Below are 18043 nucleotides of genomic sequence, written 5' to 3'. Positions count from 1 at the left end.
GAATAAACATCTACCTTTGAAAAAAATTTAAATGAACAAAGGCGGACCAATTATTATAATTGAAGATGATCTGGATGATCAGGAAATTTTAACTGATATCTTTACAGAACTTGATTATAAGAATGAAATTATCTTTTTTTCCGAAGGCGAAAAAGCATTAGAATACTTAACCTCTACACAAATTGAGCCTTTTATTATTTTCTCTGACATCAATATGCCAAAACTAAATGGTATGGAACTTAGGGAAAAAATTCATCAAAACGAAGATTTACGACTCAAATCGATTCCTTATTTGTTCTTTTCCACAAGCGCAGAACAAAAACATGTGGTAGATGCTTATTCAAAATCCATTCAGGGATTTTTTGTTAAGCCAAGCGGCTATAACGAGATCAAAGAAATGATTAAAACAATTGTAAGTTACTGGGAAACTTGTGTTTCTCCCAACTATGTAAAGTAGATAATCTAACTCATTGAACCAAAAAAACACCTCTAGATAAAATCTTTACAGGTGTTTTTTTAGTTTTAGAAGCAGAGAAATTTCATTTAACTATCTCTTTTATGGTGTCCCGGGGCTTTGCGACCGCCATAAAAGGATGCCGTTTCAATCGGAGATAATCTAAATATTTATTGCTTCAATCATCTTTTAGTATTGCTGCTAAGCCTTGTATTTATTATAAAAAAAACACAAAATTTAAAATTTAACTTTGAATATATGTAGTTAACTACGTATATTTGCACACAAATTATTTTTACTTTAATCAGGTATATCAAACCCAGAAACAAAATGAACAACAATAGTATTAAAGTCGAGAAAGTCGACGATAAAGAACAAATAGAAACCGCATTTTCAATAAGAAGACAAGTATTTGTAGAAGAACAAAATGTATCCCAGGAGCGCGAATCTATGGATGATCAAGAGGCTGTACATTACCTGGCAACCGTAAAGGGAGAACCAGCCGGAGCAGCACGATACAGAAAAATGGAAAAAGGAGCAAAAATTGAAAGAATTGCGGTCCTTAGTACCTTTAGAGGACAACGAATTGGCCAAGCGATTTTGTCAAAAATATTAGACGATTTAAAACAGGAAGAGAAAATTTATCTTTATGCCCAGGTAATCGCTACTCCATTTTATATCAAAAATGGATTCAGACAAACTGATAATTATTTTCTGGATGCCGGAATTGAGCATGTCGAAATGGATTTTATAAAATAACTATCTCAAGAGTATTTCTTGGTAGCTACTAATTTTTCTGCTAAGAAATACTTAATGATTTTTTAAATTCCGATGGAGAAACACCAGTGCTTCGCATGATGAATTTATTAAAATGACTACTGTCAATAAAACCTAAATCGTTACTAATCTCAGAGAAGGTCAAATTGCTTCTGCTCAATTTTTCCCTAACCACTTTGAGCTTTGTTTGCTCGATATAATCCCGCAATGTGATATTGAGATGTGTTTTAAAATACTCGCCAATATAATGGATCGAAACATTAAAATGACTGGCCATTTCTTTTTTTTTGAGCAAATGCGGGTTGGCAATATTGGACCGGATATAGCTTAAAATCGTATCAATTTTTAAAACTTCGGTGCTTTGAAAATTCAAATTGCTCTCCTTTATACTCGCATTTCGTCTAATGATCTGAATCAATGAGATCATCAAACTTTTTATAATGATCTCGTTTTGTCCTTTTGGTCTGGCTACTTCTTCTAGAATCTTCACAATAACCATCTCGCAAAAGGTTTTGTCATCTTCAGGAAAAATCAAATTTCCATTGGTCTGGTTGTGGTAGTAAAACAATTTTTCGATGTCTTCTATTTCTTTTTTATTCGAAAAGAAACCGGGCAGAAAACGCAAACAATGAAATTTTGTAGGCGTTACTGTTTTAAAAGAATGATAATCCTTTGGCGTAAGCAAATAAATATCGTGGGCTTTATAATTGTGATCAATAGAATTTAAGATATGATTGCCCGTTCCGTATTCGATATATAATAGTTCGAAAAAATTATGCCGGTGCACTTCCTTCTTCCAGGTAAGTTCTTCGACAGAATAAATTTCGAAATCTTTGTATATAAAAAAGGTGTCTTTCATAATCCTTAATTTTTACAAATATAACCGATATTTTTACATCATTTAATAATTTCGAACCTCTTTACTTTGCAGGAGCAATTAAAATCAAAAACTAGAATATGAACTCAAATACAATAAAAATAGGAATACTTGGAATTGGTGGCATCGGTGGATTTGTTGGTGCTCCCCTGGCCAAAAAATATAAAGACAGCGCTACAAAAATCATATTTATTTGCAGAGGCGAAACCAAAAACGCCATACAGAACGAAGGTTTATTATTTGATTCTAAAGGTACTACAACCACTATATTTCCTGATTTAGTTTCAGACAATCCAATAGAAATTGGAATTCTGGATGTTTTAATCCTGACCTGTAAATCGTATTCTATAAAAGAGATATTAAATACATATAAAGATTGTATAAATGCTGAGACGACCATAATTACTTTGCAAAATGTGGTGAATGCCAAAGAAATAATACAAGAGGTATTGCCAAATGTCGCAAACATTTTACAAGGATGCATTTATGTGGCTTCGAATGTAAAACAACCTGGACATGTTCAGCATGTTGGCGGACCTGGAAAGATTTTTGTTGGAGGAAAAGAGAATCAATCTTTAATTGATTTATTACTTGTCGGAGGTTTAGACATTACATATGTTCCTAACATCAATAACATCCTATGGAAGAAGTATCTATTTGTTGCTCCCGTTGCTGCAATAACATCCGCTTACAAAGTTACATTTGGTCAACTCCTAGAAGATCAAAACCTGATGCACATTCTCCAAAACATGATGCTAGAGATTCAGTCCCTTGCAAAGAAAAACTATATTACTCTCACAAAGGAAGATATGCAAACCTCTAAAGATTTATTGACTAAATTCCCGTTTGAATCCAAATCTTCTTTGCAGCTGGATTTTGAGAATAACAACCCAACAGAGAAACAATTCTTAGTGGATTACATAATTGAAAACGCTAAAAAATATGGAATTCAAACTCCTTTTTATAATGGTGTCAATGAGAAAATAGAAGCCACCTATAGAATTGCTTAATGAAATGAAATATTATAGCGAGTTATCATACTGGAGAAGATACAATGCTTTTTTGCCTGAAGATTTACAATACAGGGAAGATAACCTTCCCTGTGAAGAATATTGGAAATGGAAAGATTTTGATATTCATTTAGACCGAATGAAAAATCCCTCCTCGCCGGTAAAAGTAATTGTAATTCATGGTGCTGGCGCAAACGGAAGGATAATTGGTTTGTATGGTAATTTCCTGTACAATCAGGGCTATGAATATGTAGCACCGGATTTAATTGGCTACGGACTGACCAAAAATCCTAAAAAAATAAATATCAATTATTCAGCTTGGGTAGACTCTCTATCTGATTTTTTAGACGCTGAATTAATCAAAGATAACAGACCAATTGTTTTGTTAGGACTAAGCGTTGGCGGGATGTTAGCTTATCAGGTTGCGGCCAAAAATAAAAATGTAAAAGCCCTCATAGTAACAACACTGGCAGATCCACGTTCGCAAAAAGTAAGGGATGATCTTGCAGCAAATCTACTTTTAAGTAGAATTGGTTTGCCGTTAAGTAATTTTTTAAAGTTCTTTTCAGATTCTATTAACTTACCCATAAAGTGGGTTTGTAAAATGGATAAGATTACAAACGAGGTTTCTTTTTCAAAAATATTTTCCAGTGATAAACTCGCCGGAGGAAGTAAAATAAAATTACGCTTTCTAAGAACCTATATGAATTTTATCCCTGCAATAGAACCGGAAAACTTTACTGCTGCTCCTGTTCTGTTCCTGCAGCCTGAAAAAGATCTTTGGACAACATTTCAAACCAGTAAAGCATTTTATGAGAAATTAAATTGTCTCAAAAAAGTAGTTTTTCTGGAAAATTGTGGCCATGCTCCCTATGAAGAACCTGGCTTATCCACTATGAAAACGCAGATCATTAAATTCTTAGAGCATTTATAAAGTTTAGGAGCTCAGTTTTTATGTTCTTTTCTTGGCATTCCGATTTGGCTATATTCTATTCTCATTTGGAAAAATTTGAGCTAAAAAATATAAAAGTCTCATAAAAAATATGATTTCCCGCCTAGCCCCGATCAAAACGAGATCCTTTTAGGGTGGCTTTGATCATAAAAAACATACTTTAGGGCGGGACAAATAGTCTTAAAAACACGAAAATTAGATGGTCCTTAAAAAATTAAGATTAACCCAACTCTTATTATTAAAGGCTTTCGGCTCATTTTAATACTTGTCTATACAACAATAAGAAAATATTATGACAAATTTATTTCATAATCAGAAAAACCGCCATACATTTGCCTAACGGTGTTAAACAATTTAATACTTAAATAAAATGGCTAGTAAAGATCGTATTTTAAGACAAAAAGAAGAGACAAGAAGTAACATTCTTGAGGCTGCTTATGCTATCGTGAAAGAAGAAGGATGGCAAGGTCTGAGCATGCGAAAAATTGCTGACAAGATTGAATATACGGCTCCTATCATTTATGAATACTTCTCCAATAAAGAAGCTATCCTTAATGAACTTACCGGGAAAGGTTTTATCAAGTTAGCCAAAGAACTTCAGCAAGCCCGAGATAAATTTGAAAAACCCGAAGAACAATTAGAAGCTATGTGGATGGCCTATTGGGATTTCGCTTTTACAGATACTGAAATGTATCAGGTAATGTTTGGGGTGCAAATGAATTGTTGTTCTGACCGATGTTCTGCTGCCGAAGCACCTTATAAATTGTTTACTGCAGTTATTGGTGAGATAATGAAAAACAGCAACCCTACTGATGAAGTTATCAAACAAAAGTATTTTACTTTCTTCTCTGTAATACATGGTTTGATTGCAATTAATATCATCAACAAAAGTGAAATAATGGAAACTATCAACAATCAAATCCTAAAAGATGCGATTGGTGGAATCATAAAATCAATACAATAAAAAAAATTTCATTTTAACTTAACAGTGATAAATGATTTAATAGGTAATTTAGCAACTATTTTTTTACTACTTTACTTAACAGTGTTAGAAAATTTAATAAAGTAATATAGCGTTTTTTTCTCTTGTTACTTAACAGTGATAAATAATTTAATACCGATTACAAATAGAATCGGAAAGCATCATTGTATGGTTTTTTACGCAATTATACTTAACAACGTTAGATAATTTAATATAATTAAATATGAATGCCCAGAATATCAGAATATCACAAAATTTAAACAATAAGAATGTCCAACAAATTAAAACCAATACAAAAATGAAAAATGTAATTATAACCAGCTTTATTCTGGCACTCGTGCTAAGCAGTTGTGCAGATAAGTCGCAGGCTCCGGCAGCTCCTGCTCCACCATTATTACCAGTTTTAGCCATCACAAGCGAGAACACTACTACTGATGCTGAATATCCTGCTTCGATACAAGGAACAGTTGATGTTGAAATTCGCCCACAAGTTAGCGGAAACCTTGAAAGAGTGTATGTAGACGAAGGTGCTTATGTAAGTAAAGGTCAGACTTTATTCAAAATAAACGAACGTCCTTTTCGCGAGCAATTAAACAATGCTTTAGCAAGTCTTCATGCTTACGAAGCTGCTTTAATTAACGCTAACTTAGAAGTGGATAAATTGACTCCTTTGGTACAAAACAAAGTAGTTTCAGACTATCAGTTAAAAACGGCTAAGGCTTCTCAAAAAATTGCTGCTGCCAACATCGAACAAGCAAGAGCAATGGTAGGTTCTGCTAAAATTAACTTAGGATATACCAATGTTACAGCTCCAGTGAGTGGCTACATTGGAAGATTGCCTAAAAAACAGGGAAGTTTAGTTTCTGCAACTGATCTTGAGCCATTAACAAACTTATCTGATGTTCATGAAGTTTACGCTTATTTCTCTTTAGGAGAAACTGATTTTATCAACTTTAAAGCGCAATACGCTGGAAACAGCCTTGGTGATAAACTAAAAAAATTACCTCCTGTTACTTTGGTTTTGGCCGATAACAATGCTTATCCTCAAACCGGAAAAATTGATATGGTCGACGGTCAGTTTGATAAAACTACCGGAGCAATTACCCTAAGGGCTACTTTCCCGAATACTGGCGGAACTCTACGTTCAGGAAACACGGGGAAAATTCGTTTAGGTCTTCAACATGACGATGCTGTTTTGGTTCCTCAATCGGCTACTGTAGAAATGCAGGATAAAGTTTTTGTTTTCACAGTAAACAAAGAAAACAAAGTTACCAAAATGCCTATCACGGTTTCTGGTAAAAGCGGAACAAACTATTTAATTAAAGATGGTGTAAAATCTGGTGACCAAATTGTATTGAGCGGTATTGATAAACTACAGGACGGACAAGTGATTCAGCCTGAGAAATCATCGCCTGCAAAAGTTGCCCAAATAATTAATAAAAAATAATTTTTACGAAAATGTTCAAAATATTTATACAAAGACCTGTACTGGCAACCGTTATTTCCATTTTATTGGTCATATTAGGTATACTTGGTCTTACCAAGTTGCCCTTACAACAGTTTCCCGATATTGCCCCACCATCGGTTTTGGTAACGGCGGTTTATCCGGGAGCCAATGCAGAAACGGTTTTACGTTCTGTGGCACCATCTCTGGAAGAATCTATAAATGGTGTGGAGAACATGACTTACATGAGTTCTACAGCCAGTAATGACGGATCTCTTGCTATTACAGTTTTCTTTAAATTAGGAACAAATGCAGATCAGGCAGCCGTTAACGTGCAGAACAGAGTTGCTCAGGCAACGAGTCAATTGCCTGCAGAGGTTGTTCAGCAAGGTGTAACAACTGCCAAACAACAAAACAGTTTTATCATGGCCATTGGTATGTATACCGATGATGAGTCAAAATACGATCAGACTTTTGTTGCCAATTATGCACAGATTAATATTATTCCGGAGATCAAACGTATTCCGGGAGTTGGTTCTGCCAGTATTTTTGGAGGTGTAAAAGATTACTCTATGCGTGTTTGGTTAAACCCTACACAAATGTCGACTTACAAAGTGACTCCAAATGAAATCATGGGCGCGATTCAGGACAAAAGTTTGGAAGCTGCTCCGGGTAAATTTGGTGAAAGAAGTAAAGAAGTTTTTGAATACGTTATTAAATACAAAGGAAAATTAACCAAACCGGAAGAATATGAAAATATTGCTATACGTTCTAATGCTGATGGTTCAGTACTTCGCCTCAAAGATGTAGCCAGAGTCGAACTTGGTGCTTACTCTTATAACAGTTTAACGCGTTTAAATGGTAAAAAAGGAGTTGTAATTGGTATTATCCAGCTGGCAGGTTCAAATTCAAATGATATTCAGGTGGCCATCAACAAATTGATGGAGAAAGCCTCAAAAGATTTCCCTACAGGAATCAAACATAACATTTTCTATAGTACAAAAGTTGCCTTAGATCAGTCTATTGAGCAAGTTCAGCATACTTTACTTGAAGCGTTTATACTAGTATTCATCGTAGTATTTATATTCCTTCAGGATTTTAGATCAACATTAATCCCGGCTATTGCTGTACCTGTAGCAATTTTAGGAACGTTCTTCTTCATGCAGTTATTCGGATTCTCGATTAACCTTCTAACGCTTTTCGCTTTAATTCTGGCGATTGGTATTGTGGTAGATGATGCAATTGTCGTCGTCGAAGCCGTGCATGCGAAAATGGAGCATAAACATTTGTCTCCAAAAGTAGCCACGCATGAAGCAATGCACGAAATAACGGGTGCTATTATCTCGATTACGCTGGTAATGGCTGCTGTATTCCTGCCGGTTGGTTTCATGGAAGGCTCAACAGGAGTTTTCTATCGTCAGTTTGCCTTTACAATGGCAATTGCAATTGTAATTTCAGCGGTAAACGCATTAACTTTAAGTCCAGCTCTTGCTGCATTGTTCTTAAAAGACAATCACTCGGCTCATGGAGATGGTCCTTATGAGAAAAAAGGATTTAAAGAAAAATTCTTTAACGGATTCAACAAAAGTTTTGATTCCCTAACCAACCGTTATGTTGGAGGTTTGAAATTTTTAATCCGCAGAAAATGGTTAAGTTTAGGAGGTTTAGCTTTAATTACTCTAGCTACTATAGTAATGGTAAAAACAACCCCTGCCGGATTTATCCCAACTGAAGATCAAGGATTTATTGCCATTGCAGTAAATACGCCTTCTGGTACATCTCTTGACGGAACTCAAAAAGTAATGACCCAGGCAGAAAACACTTTAAGAGGTTTAGATGCATCGCGATTTGTAACAGCGATTTCAGGTTTTAACTTATTGACCAATTCTACAAGTCCATCTTCAGCCGTTGTTTTCGTATTGCTTAAACCAAATGAAGATCGTGGAGATATCAAAAATATCGACGAGATTATGAATCAGGTTCGTGGTAAGTTAGGTGCTATTTCAGGGGGAAGTTTCTTTGTATTTAGTTTCCCAACCGTTCCTGGATTTAGTAACGTAGAGGCTTTAGATTTAGTGCTTCAGGATAAAACTGGTGGAAAACTCGATAAGTTTAGTGGAATTTCTCAAAACTTCATCGGAGAATTAATGAAACGTCCGGAAATTGCCGTAGCCTTTACCTCTTTCAAAGCCGATTATCCTCAATTGCAATTGGATATCAATGACGAGAAAGCAAACCAATTGGGTGTGAATGTAAAAGACATTTTACAAACCATGCAAACCTATTTTGGTAGCGCACAAGCTTCTGACTTTAACCGATTTGGTAAATATTACCGAGTTGTGGTTCAGGCCGATATTGCCGATAGAGCTGATCCCTCATCAATTGATCGAGTTTTCGTTAAAAACAAAACAGGCGAAATGGTGCCCATAAATACCTTAGTGAAACTAACCCGTATTTATGGTTCAGAAACCGCTTCGAGATACAACTTGTTTAATTCGATTTCCATTAATGCGATCCCTAAACCAGGATTTAGTTCCGGAGATGCCATTAAAGCAATTCAGGAAGTAGCTGCACAACAATTGCCTGCGGGTTATGGTTTTGAATTTTCAGGACAAACTCGTGAAGAGATTTCCTCTGGAGGTCAGTCAGCAACAATTTTCTTACTGTGTTTGATATTCATCTATTTCTTACTTGCTGCACAGTATGAGAGTTACATATTGCCATTGGCCGTAATCTTATCTATCCCTGCAGGTATATTTGGAGTATTCGTAGCTATTGGATTGACAGGAATTGAAAATAACATTTACGTGCAGGTTGCACTGGTAATGCTTATTGGACTGCTGGCCAAAAATGCCATTCTGATTGTGGAGTTTGCGGTGCAGAAACGAAAATCAGGTCAGGCTTTAGTCAAAGCATCAATCGATGCAGCCAAACTGCGTCTTAGACCAATTATCATGACATCTCTAGCATTCGTAGTGGGATTAATCCCGATGATGAGCGCCAAAGGACCGTCAGCACAAGGTAACCACTCTATTAGTATTGGTGCCGCCGGAGGTATGATTTCAGGAGTAATATTAGGGTTGTTTATCATCCCTGTTTTATTTATCATCTTCCAATTTTTACAAGAAAAGGTTTCTGGAAAACCAGTAGCCGTAATTCATAACGAAGAAAAATAAAAATGGAAAACTATATAACGACAATCCTTGTAGCCATCATCATTGGCATTGGATACATATCCTATAGAATCTCAAGAGATCTTGATAGTAGAAAAGATACTTGTACAGAAATTTAATGACAACATATAAAATGAAAAATTATATAACCAAAATCGTGATGATCGCCATTTTGATCACGACTATAATATCCTGTAAAGTTTCTAAGGATATTGAAACTCCAAAAGATGCATTTCCTGAAAATTTCAGGAATGCATCGGTTTCAAAAGATACCACGAGTATTGCAGATGTGGAGTGGAAAAATTTCTTTACAGAAAAAGATATTATTGAGCTCATCGATAGCGCTGTAGCCAGAAACAATGACCTGCAGATTGCTACTAAAAATATCGAAATTGCGCAATACAGATTCACGCAGTCAAAATGGGGAAATGTTCCTCAGGTGAATCTAAATGTGAGTGCAAGCACAAGCAATCCTTCTGATAATAGTTTTACAGGAAAGAATTTAGGTCAGGCTTTAGGCCAAAATCATATTGATGATTATTCTGCCGGAGCAACACTTTCCTGGGAAGCTGATATTTGGGGTAAAATCCGTAATCAGAAAAAAGGCGCTTATGCCGGTTATCTTCAGTCAGAAGAAGTTAAAAAAGCATTGCAAACCACAATTGTAGCCAATGTTTCTAAAGGATATTATAATCTTTTGATGTTAGATGCGCAATTAGAAATTGCCAAACAAAACTTTAAATTGAATGATAGTACAACCAATATCATCAAATTAAAATATGATGCCGGGCAAGTAACTACATTAGCCATTCAACAATCAGAAGCACAGAAATTGGTTTCGGCGCAATTGATTCCGCAATTAGAACAAAACATTTCCATCCAGGAAAATGCTTTAAGCGTTCTAACAGGATCATTCCCGAACTCTAAAACCAGAACCACTCGTTTGAGTGTTCTTGAAGTGAAAAACAATAATGCAATTGGAATTCCCTCTTCATTAGTAAGCCGCAGACCGGATGTAAAAAGTGCCGAATTAGCCCTTAAAGTTGCCAATGCAAACGTAGGAATCACAAAAGCCGACTTGTATCCCTCACTTAAAATTACCGCTCAGGGCGGAGTAAACTCATTTGAAACCAGTAATTGGTTCAACATTCCGGCTTCATTATTCGGAACCGTTGCAGGAGGTTTAACTCAACCTTTACTAAACAATAAAAAGGTAAGAACTCAATATAATATTGCAGTTGCCGAACGAGAAAAAGCAGTTTTAAGCTTTAGACAATCGGTTCTTGTAGCCGTTAGCGAAGTATCTGATGCTTTGGTAAGAGTAGAGAAATTGCAACAGCAAGAATCTTTCCTTAAAGAAAGAGTAAAAACATTACAACAAGCCATTAAAAATGCCAATTTGTTATTCAAAAATGGTATGGCTGAATATCTAGAGGTTCTTTCAGCGCAATCAAATTTACTACAAAGTGAATTAGAATTAGCTGACATAAAAAGACAGCAGCTTTCTGCCAACACCGAGTTATATCGCGCATTGGGCGGAGGTTGGAGATAATACCCATTACCCGTTAATTATTTATTTTTTGAGATGAAAACGCTGTGAGACTTTTAGTTTCATGGCGTTTTTTTATGCTTTGTCATCCAATGGTTTTCTCATGGCACGCAGATGAGAAAAATCAGAGCATAAAATGTGCATAAAAAATTCCGTGTTAAATCTGCGCCTTTGCCAAGCTAATCCCTGTAATTAGCGTACTATTATTTGCCAGCCACTTATTACACTTTATTTCTTTACTTTTGATAAGCCGAAAAACCTTCAACATAAATGACACTCCATCACGATAAATACATCAACGATTTAAAGCTAAAATTCGAAAGCTATGCTCCTATTTCTGAGGAATCCTGGCAATTAATCGAAAATAACATTGAGATAAAATCAATAAAAAAAGCAGAATTACTTTTAAGAAACGGTCAAATTGCAAAAGAAATTTACTTTGTTGCTAAAGGGGCTCTACGCGCTTTTATAACCGATACAGAAGGAAATATCTACAACAAAAACATTTTTCTTGAAGGAGATCTCGCAGGATCAACCGCTTCTTTGATACAGCAAAATCCTTCGTACTTTGCAATTGAAGCGCTGGAAAATTCTATTATAATGAGTATTAATTATAAAAAATATAGAGAACTGATTTTCCAAAAAGATGATTTAAAAAACTTTTATATCGCGTATTTAGAAAAAAATTGGGTCATAGAAAAAGAACAAAGAGAAATCTCAATAGTTATGGAAAATGCAACCGAACGATATTTGGATCTCTTAGCCAAACATCCTGATATTTCAGAGCGAATCGCATTGCTTCATATTGCATCGCATTTAGGAATTACTCCAACACAATTAAGCCGCATTAGAAAAACGCTCGAAAAAGATTTGTAAATCAACATATGTAAAGGTTTGTGATAAAGCCTAAAGTTATCTTTGTTTCTCAATTGCATCAAAATGAAAAATACAAACCTCATCCAAGACAATATTAATAACCTTACCGATTTCTGGAAAACTGTTGGAACCCCTTTCCTCTCCTATCATAAAAACGATACTTTCGAATACTGCAAAATCGAAAATTCGGGTTGGCCCAATAAATTGTGGTTGCGCAAAGATATTACTAAAAAAGACTTACCGGATATTATCAAAACCATGCAATCCAATTCAGGTTTGGTTTTGCCCCATTGGGATATCTTCGGAACAAAGTCTTATGAAATACTTGAAGCTTATGGTTTTTCATTAAAAACCGAGCAAATCGCAATGGCATTACAACTAAACGAAAAATTCAAATTAGAACATCAGCTTAGCTTTAAGAAAATCGACAATGAACAAGATGCTAAAATCTGGTCAGAGCTATACCCTAATGCTTTTGGTTATGTAATCAGCAAAGAAATCCTGATTCAGCATTATACAAATGTTCATTTTTATTTGGTTTCTAATGAAGATCAACCTATCGGAACATTTATGCTTTTCCAAACCGGAAAAACTATCGGAATTCATGGCGTTGGAGTAATCCCTGAAATGCGAAGAAAAGGTTTTGCCGAAGAAATCATGAAATTTGCCCTTAATCTTGCTATAGATTTAAAAGCTGATTATGCTTTATTGCAAGCCTCTGCAATGGGAAAAGACATTTATACCAGATTAGGTTTTCAGGATTTATTTGTCATTAAAAATTATATTTTGAAAGCAGAGTAAACAAGGTACCGATAACACGGATTCGCTTTTTGAAAAAGCAGATCAAATCAGATTTTTTTATTGACAATCCTCTCTTTCCCAACAAGGGATGATACACTGTATGACAAATCTGGTCTAAAAATCTATATTCTATTCTCATTACTCCATTGTAAAAAAAATCTAAGACATCTCTTACAAAACCAAACATCCCTATTTTGTCCTAAATGACCTTAAAATAGTCGCAAATAACTATTCGATAAAAAAATAACATTTGTAAGTTTGTAATACATTAACTAATAACCATTTAAAAAACAAACCTATGAAAAAAGCAAAAATTATTTTTTGGATTGCTACAATTATTATTTTCTTATTTGAAGGAGTTATGCCGGCACTAACTTCACAAACTGAACTTGCAAAGGAAGGAATCAAACATTTAGGCTATCCTGAATATTTCGGCAATGCATTAGTTGTTTTTAAAATCCTAGGGGTTTTAGCATTGGTGATTCCACAAGTTCCTAAAAATGTAAAAGAATGGGCATATGCCGGATTTGGTTTCGATTTTATATTTGCCTCTATCAGTCATTTTGCGGTTGACGGGGTTGGTTTTCAATCCTTTTTTCCTTTGATCTTTTTAGTAATCCTAGCCATTTCATATCATTATTACCATAAAATTGAACGATATAAAAATATCGCTTTATAATCGGGAACAATGATCGAGGTTTTTAAAACAAATGTTCAGCAAGTGGAACAATCTCAAATGATTGTCGAGAAACTTTTGGAACATTTTCCAAACAGCGCCATTAATTTTGATTTGGAAGATTGTGATAAAATTTTACGGATTCACAGTTTATCGATTTCAAGTAGAAAAATTATTGCAATTCTTAAAGCGAACGGTTTCTATTGTGAGGTTCTTGCCTAAAAGAAACAATCATAATGTCCTGATTTTTAAATTATTAAATTTAAAATTGTAAATTTATCGTACTAATTATAAAACCGACAAACATGAATTTACCCTCAGGACATCAGACTATAATGCCTTATTTAATTTTAAAAGGCGCTTCTCAGTTTATTGACTTCACAAAAAAAGTTTTTGATGCAAAAGATGCTAATGAGAAGGTTTTACGCGATGACGGAACTGTAAAGCATGCTGAAATTATTCTAAACGACAGCACCATTATGGTTACCGATGAAATTAAAGACTGGCCTGAACAAAACGCCAACTTATTTGTTTATGTTCCTGATGCTGACAAAACATATAAAAAAGCACTGGAGAATGGCGCAACAAGTTTAATGGGATTAAGTGATCAGGATTATGGCAGAACTTGTGGCGTCAGGGATCCTTTTGGAAATATCTGGTGGATTACCTCTATTAGGCAGTAAGTTAAATTTCAAATAGCAACAAAATGAAAACAGAACTTCAAAAAAACATTGTTGAAACCTTTAGAAAATTAAACGAAACCCTTTCATCATTTTCTGAAGAAGAAATCAATACTGTGCCGTTTAAAGGAAGCTGGACACCAGGACAGGTCGCGCAACATATCATTTTGGGCAATTCTGGTTATCCTGAATTATTTCAAGGAAAAACCAAAGCTACTATTCGAAAATACGATGAGCATGTAAAAGAACTCGAATCCATATTTTTGAATTTCAATACCAAAATGGATGCGCCGGATTTCCTAAAACCCGAAATGAAAAACTACAATAAAAATTCGCTTACTTTAGCTTTGCTTAAAATAGAATCTGATTTATTAAACGCATCGGAAAATTATGATCTAACACTCACCTGTCTGGATTTTCAGATTCCAGGTTTCGAAAATTTTACGATCTATGAATGGATTAATTTTGCTCTGGTTCACTCTGAGAGACATACTCATCAACTTCAGAAAATTTCACATTATATAACAACGCTATAATATATAACACAATCTTTATCTACATGAAATCAAAATCAGGAACTATTTTTTTATCAGGATTAATCGCCGGAACACTTGATATTCTGGCTGCAGTTATTATCTATGCTATTATACTTGAAAAAACAACCGCCGTAAAAATCCTTCAATCTATTGCAAGTGGCATTTTTAAAAAAGAAGCTTATACCGCAGGGCCACAAATGGCGTGGTACGGACTTGGACTTCACTATCTGATTGCCTTTATTTTTGCCTGGTTTTATTTTATAATCTATCCTTACTTTCAGTTTCTTAAAAAGAATCTTATCCTTTCAGGAGTTTTATACGGTATTTTTGTCTGGATAATAATGAATCTCATTGTTCTTCCAATTGCATTTCCTCTGCTGCCTGAAAAACACTTGGATTTCCCTTTGATATTGTCTATGTTAATTCTGATCTTTTGTATAGGGCTTCCTATTGCATCTATTACCCGAAAATTTTATCGTTAATTCGCAGTGTTCAGTCTCACTATTCAGTCGCAGTCTCAGTTTTTAGTCGCAGTTATAGTCTCAATAAAAAAAGTTTCGATTTTCAGTTGCAGTAAAACTGTAAACTGAAAACCGATACTGTAAACTCACTCACTAAGATAATCTCATTTTTTAGTTAATAATTTGACATTTTATGATCTGATTTGTTTGTTTTTTAAAAGTTCCATAATTCGTACAAAATTCGCTATCTCTAAATGCAATTTTCCGATCGCAATCCGCTATTAATCAGAATTTTGACTTACTTTTATAATTCCCCATTTTCGTTACAAAATTCCCACATAAACGCTTTTGAGTTAATTTTTTGATTGATTGGATTAATAGAGCCTTTGGGCTTAAGGTAATTTTAAATAAATATTTTAAAAGATATGAAAGTAGCTCAGAAACGGCCAAATTCATATTCTTATATGTACCAAAATGACTTATTAACTGAACTAAAAAGAATCCCAATGAAAACGATATCAAATAAATCAAAAATAGTTTTTCTATCTACATTTCCACCAACACAATGCGGAATCGCGACTTATACACAAGATACCATTAAAGGAATTACGGATGTTTTTGGTAAATCAATTACATGCGAAATTTGCGAATTAGTAAAAGAACCAAAAGAAACACCAACCCAGGCTTATACATTAAACACAAAAAACAAAGAGGAATATACCAAAGTCGCTCTTGAGATTAATAAAGATAAGGCGGTAAAGTTGGTTCATATTCAACATGAATTTGGTTTGTTTGATGGAAATTACGGAGACTATTTATTAGATTTTTTGAATGAGGTTAAAAAACCTTTAACCTATACGTTTCATAGTGTGATTCAAAATCCAAATAAGGAATTAAAAACATTTGTAAAACTCTTGCTTTCTTATAGTAATTCAGTTTTTGTTATGACCAATAAGTCAAAAGAAATTTTGATGAGAGATTATGACATCGATGAAGATATAATCACTTGTGTACCACATGGAACCCATATTGTAATTTACGAAGCTCCACAACAAGCCAAAGAAAAATTCAATATTCAGGATCGTAAAGTACTAGCTACGTTTGGTCTTTTAGGAGAAGGTAAAAATATCGAAACAGGTTTAAAAGCCCTTCCTAAAATTATCGAAAATACACCCAATGCACTGTATTTAATTATTGGCAAAACACACCCTAATTTAATTATTGACGGCGTTGATGCGTATCGTGATAAACTTGAAGGTATTGTTGCCGATTTAAATTTACAGGATCACGTTCGTTTTATCAATGAATATTTAGATACTAATGAACTTTTGGATTACCTAAAAGCGGCAGATATTTATTTGTTTACATCAAAAGATCCTAATCAGGCAGTGAGCGGAACTTTTGCCTATGCGATGAGTTGTGCTTGCCCTATTGTAGCTTCAAAAATCCCTCATACTTTAGAGGTTTTAACTCCTGATTCTGGAATATTAGTTGACATCGGAGAAGTAGATCAGTTTGCTGACGCAGCCATTAAATTACTTTCAAATGATGAATTAAGAGAAGAAATGGGAATTAATGCCTTTAGAAAAACCAGAGCTTCATCTTGGGAAAATGTAGCCATTACTCATATGGACACTTACAAACAATTGATTGATAATCCGGCAGAAATAAAATACAATTATCCATCGATTCAGTTAGGGCACATCAAAAGAATGACTACTGATTTGGGTATTATTCAGTTTAGCAAAATTTCGATTCCGGATTTAGAATCAGGATATACACTCGATGATAATGCACGCGCTTTAATTGCGATTTGCATGCACTATAAACTTACTCAGGACAAAGAAGATTTAGCCTATATTTTAATATACTTAGACTTTATTATTCGCTGCCAACAGCCAAAAGGAAACTTTATCAATTATGTGGATCAGGAAAATCGCGAACATATCGAGCAAAATGCCGAAGTAAACCTGGAAGATTCTAATGCAAGAGCGATCTGGGCTTTAGGAACTGTAGTGGCCAATAAAGAAATTTTACCTGAAGCGATTGTCAAAAAAGCTTCTCAATGTTTACTAAACTCATTAAAATGGGCCGAGGGTATTCAATCGCCACGTTCTATTGGTTTTGCAACAAAAGGCTTGTACTTATACCATACTGCTGTTCCTAACTTGTATGTAGCGGCAATTATCAATAAACTGAATGCTAAATTGCTTTCTAATTATGAAATTCACGCTTCGCACGATTGGAAATGGTTTGAAAATTACATGACCTACGGAAACGGAATTTTACCTGAATCTATGCTTTTCGCCTTTTTAACTACCAATAAACCTATTTACAAAAAAGTAGCTTTAGACTCTCTTGACTTTTTGATGTCGAAAATGTTTAAGGATAAAAACTTCAAGGTAATTTCCAATAACGGATGGCTGCACAGAGATTCGCAAGAGCAAGTGCACGAATACGGAGAACAGCCTATAGATGTTGCCTATACTATTCATACCTTAAATTCATTTTATAGCGCTTTTGGTACTCCTGAATACAAGCAAAAAATGAAAATGGCCTTTAATTGGTTTTTAGGCAAAAATCATCTTGGTCAAATCATGTACAATCCAATAAGTGGCGGTGGTTATGACGGACTTGAAAAAGAAAATGTCAACCTCAATCAGGGAGCCGAATCTACGGTATGCTTTTTAACTGCCCGATTATTAATGGAGAACCTTAAGATAGCAGAAATAAAAGTGATTCCGCTCATGAAAGCTAAAACCGGAATTGCCATCAATTCATAATTGATTTACCAT

General features: G+C 34.6%; 16 protein-coding genes. 15 read left to right on the top strand and 1 reads right to left on the bottom strand.

Annotation, left to right across the window (positions count from 1 at the left end):
* Window positions 1–31: 31 nt before the first annotated feature.
* Together GIY83_RS04350 and GIY83_RS04345 are read left to right on the top strand one after the other, a co-directional pair.
* Window positions 32–457 (top strand): response regulator, encoded by a 426-nt coding sequence (locus GIY83_RS04350; RefSeq protein ID WP_208685027.1) that lies wholly within the window; start codon window positions 32–34, stop codon window positions 455–457.
* A 327-nt stretch (window positions 458–784) separates the two neighbouring features.
* Complete coding sequence (locus GIY83_RS04345; protein ID WP_208685025.1) at window positions 785–1213, top strand: GNAT family N-acetyltransferase; 429 nt, start codon at window positions 785–787, stop codon at window positions 1211–1213.
* Between the two features lie 40 nt (window positions 1214–1253).
* On the opposite strand, the gene GIY83_RS04340 is transcribed toward GIY83_RS04345, so the two are convergent.
* Window positions 1254–2090 (bottom strand): AraC family transcriptional regulator, encoded by an 837-nt coding sequence (locus tag GIY83_RS04340; protein WP_208685023.1) that lies wholly within the window; start codon window positions 2088–2090, stop codon window positions 1254–1256.
* Between the two features lie 98 nt (window positions 2091–2188).
* On the opposite strand from GIY83_RS04340, the gene GIY83_RS04335 reads away from it, so the two are divergent.
* From GIY83_RS04335 to GIY83_RS04275, 13 genes are all read left to right on the top strand, one after another.
* Window positions 2189–3118, top strand: a complete 930-nt coding sequence (locus GIY83_RS04335) for a ketopantoate reductase family protein (RefSeq protein ID WP_208685021.1) — start codon at window positions 2189–2191, stop codon at window positions 3116–3118.
* 4 nt (window positions 3119–3122) lie between these two features.
* Window positions 3123–4052 carry a carboxylesterase gene (locus GIY83_RS04330; protein ID WP_208685019.1) on the top strand — a complete coding sequence of 310 codons (930 nt, stop codon included), beginning with the start codon at window positions 3123–3125 and terminating at the stop codon, window positions 4050–4052.
* A 388-nt stretch (window positions 4053–4440) separates the two neighbouring features.
* Window positions 4441–5034, top strand: a complete 594-nt coding sequence (locus GIY83_RS04325; RefSeq protein WP_194618318.1) for a TetR/AcrR family transcriptional regulator — start codon at window positions 4441–4443, stop codon at window positions 5032–5034.
* Window positions 5035–5275: 241 nt separating this feature from the next.
* A complete protein-coding gene (locus tag GIY83_RS04320; RefSeq protein WP_208685017.1) occupies window positions 5276–6499 on the top strand; it encodes an efflux RND transporter periplasmic adaptor subunit in 1224 nt (407 codons plus the stop codon).
* Window positions 6500–6510: 11 nt separating this feature from the next.
* Entirely contained in the window at window positions 6511–9672 is a 3162-nt protein-coding gene (locus GIY83_RS04315) for an efflux RND transporter permease subunit (RefSeq protein WP_208685015.1), read from the top strand.
* 130 nt (window positions 9673–9802) lie between these two features.
* The gene (locus GIY83_RS04310) at window positions 9803–11221 is read left to right on the top strand and encodes a TolC family protein (RefSeq protein ID WP_208685013.1); all 1419 of its coding nucleotides are present in this window, start codon (window positions 9803–9805) and stop codon (window positions 11219–11221) included.
* Between the two features lie 267 nt (window positions 11222–11488).
* Window positions 11489–12094 carry a Crp/Fnr family transcriptional regulator gene (locus GIY83_RS04305; RefSeq protein WP_194618314.1) on the top strand — a complete coding sequence of 202 codons (606 nt, stop codon included), beginning with the start codon at window positions 11489–11491 and terminating at the stop codon, window positions 12092–12094.
* A 63-nt stretch (window positions 12095–12157) separates the two neighbouring features.
* Window positions 12158–12895 (top strand): GNAT family N-acetyltransferase, encoded by a 738-nt coding sequence (locus tag GIY83_RS04300; RefSeq protein WP_208685006.1) that lies wholly within the window; start codon window positions 12158–12160, stop codon window positions 12893–12895.
* 298 nt (window positions 12896–13193) lie between these two features.
* Window positions 13194–13574 (top strand): DoxX family protein, encoded by a 381-nt coding sequence (locus GIY83_RS04295; RefSeq protein ID WP_194618312.1) that lies wholly within the window; start codon window positions 13194–13196, stop codon window positions 13572–13574.
* A 302-nt stretch (window positions 13575–13876) separates the two neighbouring features.
* Window positions 13877–14254, top strand: coding sequence for a VOC family protein (locus tag GIY83_RS04290; protein WP_194618311.1), 378 nt, complete (start codon window positions 13877–13879; stop codon window positions 14252–14254).
* Window positions 14255–14277: 23 nt separating this feature from the next.
* Window positions 14278–14787, top strand: a complete 510-nt coding sequence (locus GIY83_RS04285; protein ID WP_208685004.1) for a DinB family protein — start codon at window positions 14278–14280, stop codon at window positions 14785–14787.
* Window positions 14788–14810: 23 nt separating this feature from the next.
* Window positions 14811–15269, top strand: coding sequence for a DUF1440 domain-containing protein (locus GIY83_RS04280; protein ID WP_208685002.1), 459 nt, complete (start codon window positions 14811–14813; stop codon window positions 15267–15269).
* 485 nt (window positions 15270–15754) lie between these two features.
* Entirely contained in the window at window positions 15755–18031 is a 2277-nt protein-coding gene (locus GIY83_RS04275; RefSeq protein ID WP_208685000.1) for a glycosyltransferase, read from the top strand.
* The last annotated feature ends 12 nt before the right edge of the window (window positions 18032–18043 follow it).

It is taken from the genome of Flavobacterium sp. SLB02, assembly GCF_009664855.1.
Classification (GTDB): Bacteria; Bacteroidota; Bacteroidia; order Flavobacteriales; family Flavobacteriaceae; genus Flavobacterium.
The sequence above is the reverse complement of the archived record's forward strand: the minus strand, read 5'-3'. Positions and strand labels throughout refer to the sequence as shown.